A 5,642-nucleotide genomic window follows, 5' to 3' on the forward strand; every position below is an offset into this window, starting at 1 on the left:
TGCCCGTATCGACCGCACGCTCAGAGTTAAGCCCCAAGTTTTCACGGCCGACGCGACACACCGCCTACGAGCTCTTTACGCCCAATAATTCCGGACAACGCTCGCACCCTACGTGTTACCGCGGCTGCTGGCACGTAGTTGGCCGGTGCTTCTTCTCCAGGTACCGTCAATTGCTCTTCGTCCCTGGCGAAAGAGGTTTACAACCCGAAGGCCGTCATCCCCCACGCGGCGTCGCTGCGTCAGGCTTCCGCCCATTGCGCAATATTCCCCACTGCTGCCTCCCGTAGGAGTCTGGGCCGTGTCTCAGTCCCAGTGTGGCCGGTCGCCCTCTCAGGCCGGCTACCCGTCACCGCCTTGGTAGGCCATCACCCCACCAACAAGCTGATAGGCCGCGGGCCCATCCCCCACCGAAAAAACTTTCCACCACCAACCATGCGATCAGTGGTCCTATCCGGTATTAGACCCAGTTTCCCGGGCTTATCCCAGAGTGGAGGGCAGGTCACCCACGTGTTACTCACCCGTTCGCCGCTCGTGTACCCCCGAAAGGGCCTTACCGCTCGACTTGCATGTGTTAAGCACGCCGCCAGCGTTCGTCCTGAGCCAGGATCAAACTCTCCAACAAAACCCTGACTTGCAACAAACAACTGGCCACAACACCCGACGGGATCGAATGCTGCAACCAAACAAACAATTTGGCACAAAACGCCAAACCGAATCAAAATAGCTCGACACACTGTTGAGTTCTCAAAAGACACCCGCACCGCACTCACCCAACCCCCTGAAAAGGAAGCGGGATCCTGAAGACGGATCGCCTTGACCCACCAAGACAACCACACCGAGAAACTCGATGAACCACCGGGGGTCGCTGTCCGCGGGGCCTGTTGACCGGGCCTCTCAGGGCCCGTTCTGTCCGGCTCACTCGCTGACAGGAAGAAAGTTACGGCATGGCATTCGGGCACGTCAAACCGGGGTCGGAAACCCGCGCTGACCTGGGCAAACCCGTCTCCGGGCCGCACAGCACCACGGTCGAGCCCGACCCTGTCGAGCGACGAACGGTCGCCCTGACGAGCTCACTCCGGATACTGGTTGACCAGCGCCGATCGCGCAAGTGGAAGCTCGCGACGGGGGCCGGAACCGGCGCTCCACCCGTCGTTCGTCCCGCGCCCGCCTGCCCGCCAACTAATTTCAAGATTCTTTTCGACCGTCCGTCGTGACACCCGGCCGCGACGAGCGGTCGGCAGGCGGGGGCTCGTCCTCGACGGGGACGGGCGGAGACCGGTGATCACGATCGTCGTCCGCGGGTGGCCGTTCGTCGTGGTGCCTCGTGGGAGCCGTCCGTCGGCACGCGAGACTCGGCGCGTGCACCCCGACGGAGACGTCCTCCCGCCCGTCCTGCACCGGCTGCGTGCCGGCGCGGAGCTCACCGCGGCGGCCTGGTGCCGAACCCCGGGTGCGACGAGTCGGGTCCGGGCGACCGTCGTCGCCGGGCGGCTGGTGGCGGAGGCGGGGGACAGTGAGCCCCTGTGGATCACGTCGTCGCCCGTGGCGCTCCCGCTGCGGACGCGGTCGGTGGACCGCGTCGCCGTGCCGATGCTGCTCCCACACCTACGGGACATCGACGGTCTCTTCGCGGAGCTGCGGCGGGTACTCGCCCCGCACGGGCTCATCTCGGTCCTGGTGCCGGCGCCCCGGTCGTTCGGCTGGGGTGGGGGCGCGCTGCGGAAGGCGGTGCGTGACGCGTGGCGGCACCGGTCGGCCGTCGAACACCCGGAGTGGCTCGCGGCCGCCGCGGACTTCGCCGTACTCGCCGACGACCGTCTCGACTTCACCCTCGACGGGGTCGAGCCGTCGAAGGGGGCGGACGAGCTGTGCGCGGCCGGCGTCTATCCGCCCGATCTGCCGGAGCGGGCCCGGGCGGAGCTCGCCGCGCACCGTTCGGCGGTCCGCACGGTGCGGCTGCGCCGGGTGGTGGCCCGGCGTTGAAGGTCAGTCCGCGGTGGCGATCTCGGCGACGGCCCCGGCGATCCGCAGGTCCTGACCCGGGGCGTCGACGTCGTCGATCTCCACGACGTCGGCGACGATCGCGGTGATGTTGTCGGGCCCGCCGCCCTCGTTGGCGAGTGCGATCAGCTGGGTGACGACCTGGTCGGGCTCGGCGCCGGAGGCGAGCTCGCGGTGCAGGGCCTCGTCGTCGAGCACCGCGGTGACCCCGTCCGAGCAGAGCAGATAGCGGTCCCCGGCGAGGATGTCGACACGGTCGAGGTCCGGGTCCGGCGCATGGTCGGTGCTCAGCGCACGCATCAGGACGGAGCGGCGCGGGTGGTGCGCCGCCTCCTCGAGGGTGATCTGGCCCTGGTCGACGAGCTGCTGGACCATCGTGTGGTCGTGCGTGAGACGGCTCAGCTCGCCATTCCGCAGCAGGTAGATGCGCGAGTCGCCGATGTGGGCGAGCGCGAGTTGGTCACCGGTGAGGAGCAGCGAGACGACGGTCGTGCCCATCCCCCGCATCTCCGGCTCGTCCGCGGCGCGGCGGGCCAGCCGATCCGTGGCGTCGTTGAGCGCCTCGGTCAGCTCGGCGGCGAGGTCGATGTCGCTGAGGTCCTGCGGGAGGCGGGCCTCCAGCTCGGTGAACACCGACACCGTCGTCGCACTGGCGATCTCGCCGTGGGCGTGACCGCCCATCCCGTCGGCCACGATCAGCAGTCGGCCGGTCGTCGCTCCGGAGTCCTGGTTCGACGTCCGGCGACGGCCCACATCCGACCCGATCGCGGATCGCAGTCCCAGCACCATGGGGACAGTATGGACGTCACGGTCCGTCAGCGTCGCAGGCGAGGCCCGTTCGGCGTGTGCTTCAACCGGTCGGATGGCACTCCGTCCAGCACACGGGCCGGATCGGGTGGTTCGTGACGACGGTGCCGCAGCCGTGATCGCTTGCCCTCCTCGCTACGGTGGGAGCGCACCGGACGGGGTCCGGGGCGGCCGGCCCTCGTAGCTCAGATGGATAGAGCAAGAGCCTTCTAATCTCTAGGTCGCAGGTTCGAGTCCTGCCGGGGGCACAGTTTCCGCACACGACCGTGCCCCGCCGGATCACGACGGGGCACGGCCGGTGGGGGTCCGCGGGTCAGCGCAGGCGCACACTCGCGTCCGGCTCGACGGCGCGGAAGGTGAAGCTCTCCTCCAGGTAGAGATGCACCTCGCGGGCGTCGTGGTCGGAGTAGCCGATCGCCAGGTCCTGGCCGACGTCGAGCAGGAAGTCCCCGCCGCGCTGGCTGACGACCACGGCCCCGTCGAGGCCGTGGGCGCGCAGGATCTGCCCGCCGAGGATGCGGCTCAGGTGCTCAAACAGCGGATAGCCGCCGTGCTCGGCGGTCTCCACGATGCGGGTGTAGCCCTCGGGCGCGATCGCCATCGCGTAGGGGCCCTCGATGCCGTTGCGGCGCAGCTGGTCCACCGCACGGGCGACGGCGCCGGGGTAGGTGTCGGGGTTGTCGCCCAGGGCCACGGTGTCGTAGGGCGAGACGTCCGCGATGCCCGCGAAGCCGGCCTCCGGCCAGCCGTGGAAGATCGCGCGGTTCTCGATCGCGGCGGCCGCGCGGGCGGCGCGGGCGAGGTCGTCGAACTCCGGGTCCTGCGCGCCGCGCTGCAGATCGTCGATCTCGTCGCGGGACACCGTGAACGGGACCCGGAACTCGGCGAGCGGCTGCACCCGGCGCAGGCGGGCCGTGATGCCGTCGACGGCCACGCCCGGCGGCGGCCCGTCGAGCCGCTGCGAGCGACCGAGGTCGACCGACGACGTCTGCCAGCCCGCGGTCCCGGTCCAGTCGGCGAGGCGTCGCCCGGCCAGGAGCGGGGTCAGGCGCTCGCGCGCCTCGTCGTCGACGGCCTTCCACGCGGTCGTGGGGATGGGTGCCTTCTCCCGCAGGAGGTGGTCGTGCACGGCCACGGCTACTTCCCCTTCAGGCTGCCGATGCCGAGCCCGTCACGGGTCGGGTCGGACGGGTCGATCTCGGCCTGGACCTCGTCGACGTAGGCCTCGGGGTCCTTGTCGGAGTTGTCGAGGCCCGCGGTGGTGGGGTGGGCGTCGAGGAACTCGGCGAACTGCCGGCCGAGCGACTCGCGCAGGCCGGTGGTGGCGTTCAGGCGGAAGTTGGCGAGGCCCTCGTTCTCCTCCTCGCCCATGTGCTCGTCGTTGGCGCGGCGGGCGGCCCACACGCCCTCCCACCACTGGCCGCTGCCGACCGGGCTGCGCTCGGCCTGCGCGACGCCGTCGCGGATCTCGTTGTGGTCCCCGATGGCGTCGAGCGTCTCGTCCTCCGGGTCCTCCCCGTGCGCGAGGAGCTGCGGGTAGAAGATCTTCTCCTCGGCGAGGGCGTGCACGTCGAGACGCGCGGCGAGCGGCTCCCAGAGGCGGGCGAGCTCACGGGGGTCGGAGTCGCGGGCCTGGAGCTCGTCCAGCGCGGCGAACTGTCGGCGGAACCAGGCGTGGTCGTCGAGGATCAAGGTCGTGATGTCCGGCACCCGCGCAGGCTACGACGGTCCGGACCCGTCGTCTCGCCGAAGTTCCGGCGGTCGTCGGGGGTGCCGGAGGCGGAGGGCGAGGTCGGCGGCGGCCGGCCGGTCCCCCGGGTGCCGGCGGGTCGAGTCGGACAACGCCCGGTGCAGCCGGGCCGGCAGCTCGTCCGGGACACGCGGAGGCCGGTGCAGCCGGGCGACGGCGGACTCCACCGTGGTCCCCGGGTACTCCCGCTCCCCGGTGAGCGCCTCGAGCAGGACCAGGCCGAGGGCGTGCACGTCCGCGGCAAGCCCGACGGTCTCACCGGCGACCTGCTCGGGCGCGAGGTAGGCCGCGGTGCCCAGGACGGCGTCGGTCCGGGTCAGCACGGAGTGGCCCAGCACGCGGGCGATGCCGAAGTCGGTGAGCCGCGCCCGGCCGGTGTCGGAACAGAGCAGGATGTTGGCGGGCTTCACGTCGCGGTGCACCACCCCACGGCTGTGCAGGTGCGCGAGCCCCGACGCGATGTCGGCGCCGATCGCGACGGCCCGCTCGACCGGCAGCGGGCCACGGGCCAGCCGGGCCGCGAGCGTCTCCCCCTCGACGAGCTCGGCCACCAGGAAGGGCCGGCCGCGGTCGACGCCCCCGCCCAGCAGCCGCACCAGGCCCGGGTGGTCCAGGTGGGCCATGGTCCGCAGCTCACGGCACTGCCGGTCCACGCCATCGGCGTCGTAGCGGTCGAGGAACAGCTTGACCGCGACCACCCGGTCCTCGTGCGGGTCCCACGCCCGGTACACCGTCGCCGTCGACCCGATACCGACGTGGGTCGCCAGGATGTAGCGGCCGGCGATCACGTCGGTCTCCGGGACCGGAGAGCGCATCACTGCCATGACAGACGGTGCCGACACCACCTGTGCACATGTCCAGACCGGAGCCCGTCGGTCACTCTCACGAGCACCCGTAAACAACCCGATGAGGCCATTCCCGGGACTCGGAAGGCCTTGCGGGACAGTGGCAGGACGACGATCCCCCCGCGCTCCGCCGGTGCGGCCCGCCGTCCGCGACCGGACGACCGGGCACGGCCGGCGGTGCCGGTGCACCGGCACCGCGCGACCGCCGTCGCACCACCGGCCGACCACGCCGTGCGGGT

Annotated in this window: 5 protein-coding genes, 1 tRNA gene and 1 rRNA gene; 2 read left to right on the forward strand and 5 right to left on the reverse strand. The window is 70.9% G+C overall.

The annotated features are described in order from the left end of the window. Positions 1–622: ribosomal RNA gene (locus GTW08_RS16700) — 16S ribosomal RNA — on the reverse strand; the annotation flags it as partial. 737 nt (positions 623–1,359) lie between these two features. Between GTW08_RS16700 and GTW08_RS16705 the strand changes: the two genes are divergently transcribed. Then, on the forward strand, positions 1,360–1,983 hold the full coding sequence (locus GTW08_RS16705) for a methyltransferase domain-containing protein (protein ID WP_139282933.1): 624 nt from the start codon (positions 1,360–1,362) through the stop codon (positions 1,981–1,983). 3 nt (positions 1,984–1,986) lie between these two features. On the opposite strand, the gene GTW08_RS16710 is transcribed toward GTW08_RS16705, so the two are convergent. Further along, positions 1,987–2,790 carry a Stp1/IreP family PP2C-type Ser/Thr phosphatase gene (locus tag GTW08_RS16710; RefSeq protein ID WP_073577177.1) on the reverse strand — a complete coding sequence of 268 codons (804 nt, stop codon included), beginning with the start codon at positions 2,788–2,790 and terminating at the stop codon, positions 1,987–1,989. Positions 2,791–2,982: 192 nt separating this feature from the next. Here GTW08_RS16710 and GTW08_RS16715 point away from each other — a divergent pair. Next, positions 2,983–3,056, forward strand: a tRNA-Arg gene (locus tag GTW08_RS16715). Positions 3,057–3,121: 65 nt separating this feature from the next. On the opposite strand, the gene GTW08_RS16720 is transcribed toward GTW08_RS16715, so the two are convergent. From GTW08_RS16720 to GTW08_RS16730, 3 genes are read right to left on the reverse strand one after another with little or no spacing between them, the layout of a single operon-like run. Next, positions 3,122–3,943, reverse strand: a complete 822-nt coding sequence (locus tag GTW08_RS16720) for a family 1 encapsulin nanocompartment shell protein (RefSeq protein WP_139282934.1) — start codon at positions 3,941–3,943, stop codon at positions 3,122–3,124. A 2-nt stretch (positions 3,944–3,945) separates the two neighbouring features. Continuing rightward, complete coding sequence (locus tag GTW08_RS16725; RefSeq protein WP_062400887.1) at positions 3,946–4,518, reverse strand: hemerythrin domain-containing protein; 573 nt, start codon at positions 4,516–4,518, stop codon at positions 3,946–3,948. Positions 4,519–4,527: 9 nt separating this feature from the next. Beyond that, positions 4,528–5,373 (reverse strand): serine/threonine-protein kinase, encoded by an 846-nt coding sequence (locus GTW08_RS16730; protein WP_073577178.1) that lies wholly within the window; start codon positions 5,371–5,373, stop codon positions 4,528–4,530. Positions 5,374–5,642 lie beyond the last annotated feature (269 nt).

The organism is Pseudonocardia sp. SID8383 (assembly GCF_009864975.1).
In the GTDB taxonomy this organism is placed as follows: domain Bacteria; phylum Actinomycetota; class Actinomycetes; order Mycobacteriales; family Pseudonocardiaceae; genus Pseudonocardia; species Pseudonocardia alni.

Bases quoted from the DNA above. Each gene is read 5' to 3' on its own strand.
- GTW08_RS16710 (WP_073577177.1), bottom strand. From the start codon at position 2,790: ATGGTGCTGGGACTGCGATCCGCGATCGGGTCGGATGTGGGCCGTCGC.
- GTW08_RS16730 (WP_073577178.1), bottom strand. From the start codon at position 5,373: ATGCGCTCTCCGGTCCCGGAGACCGACGTGATCGCCGGCCGCTACATC.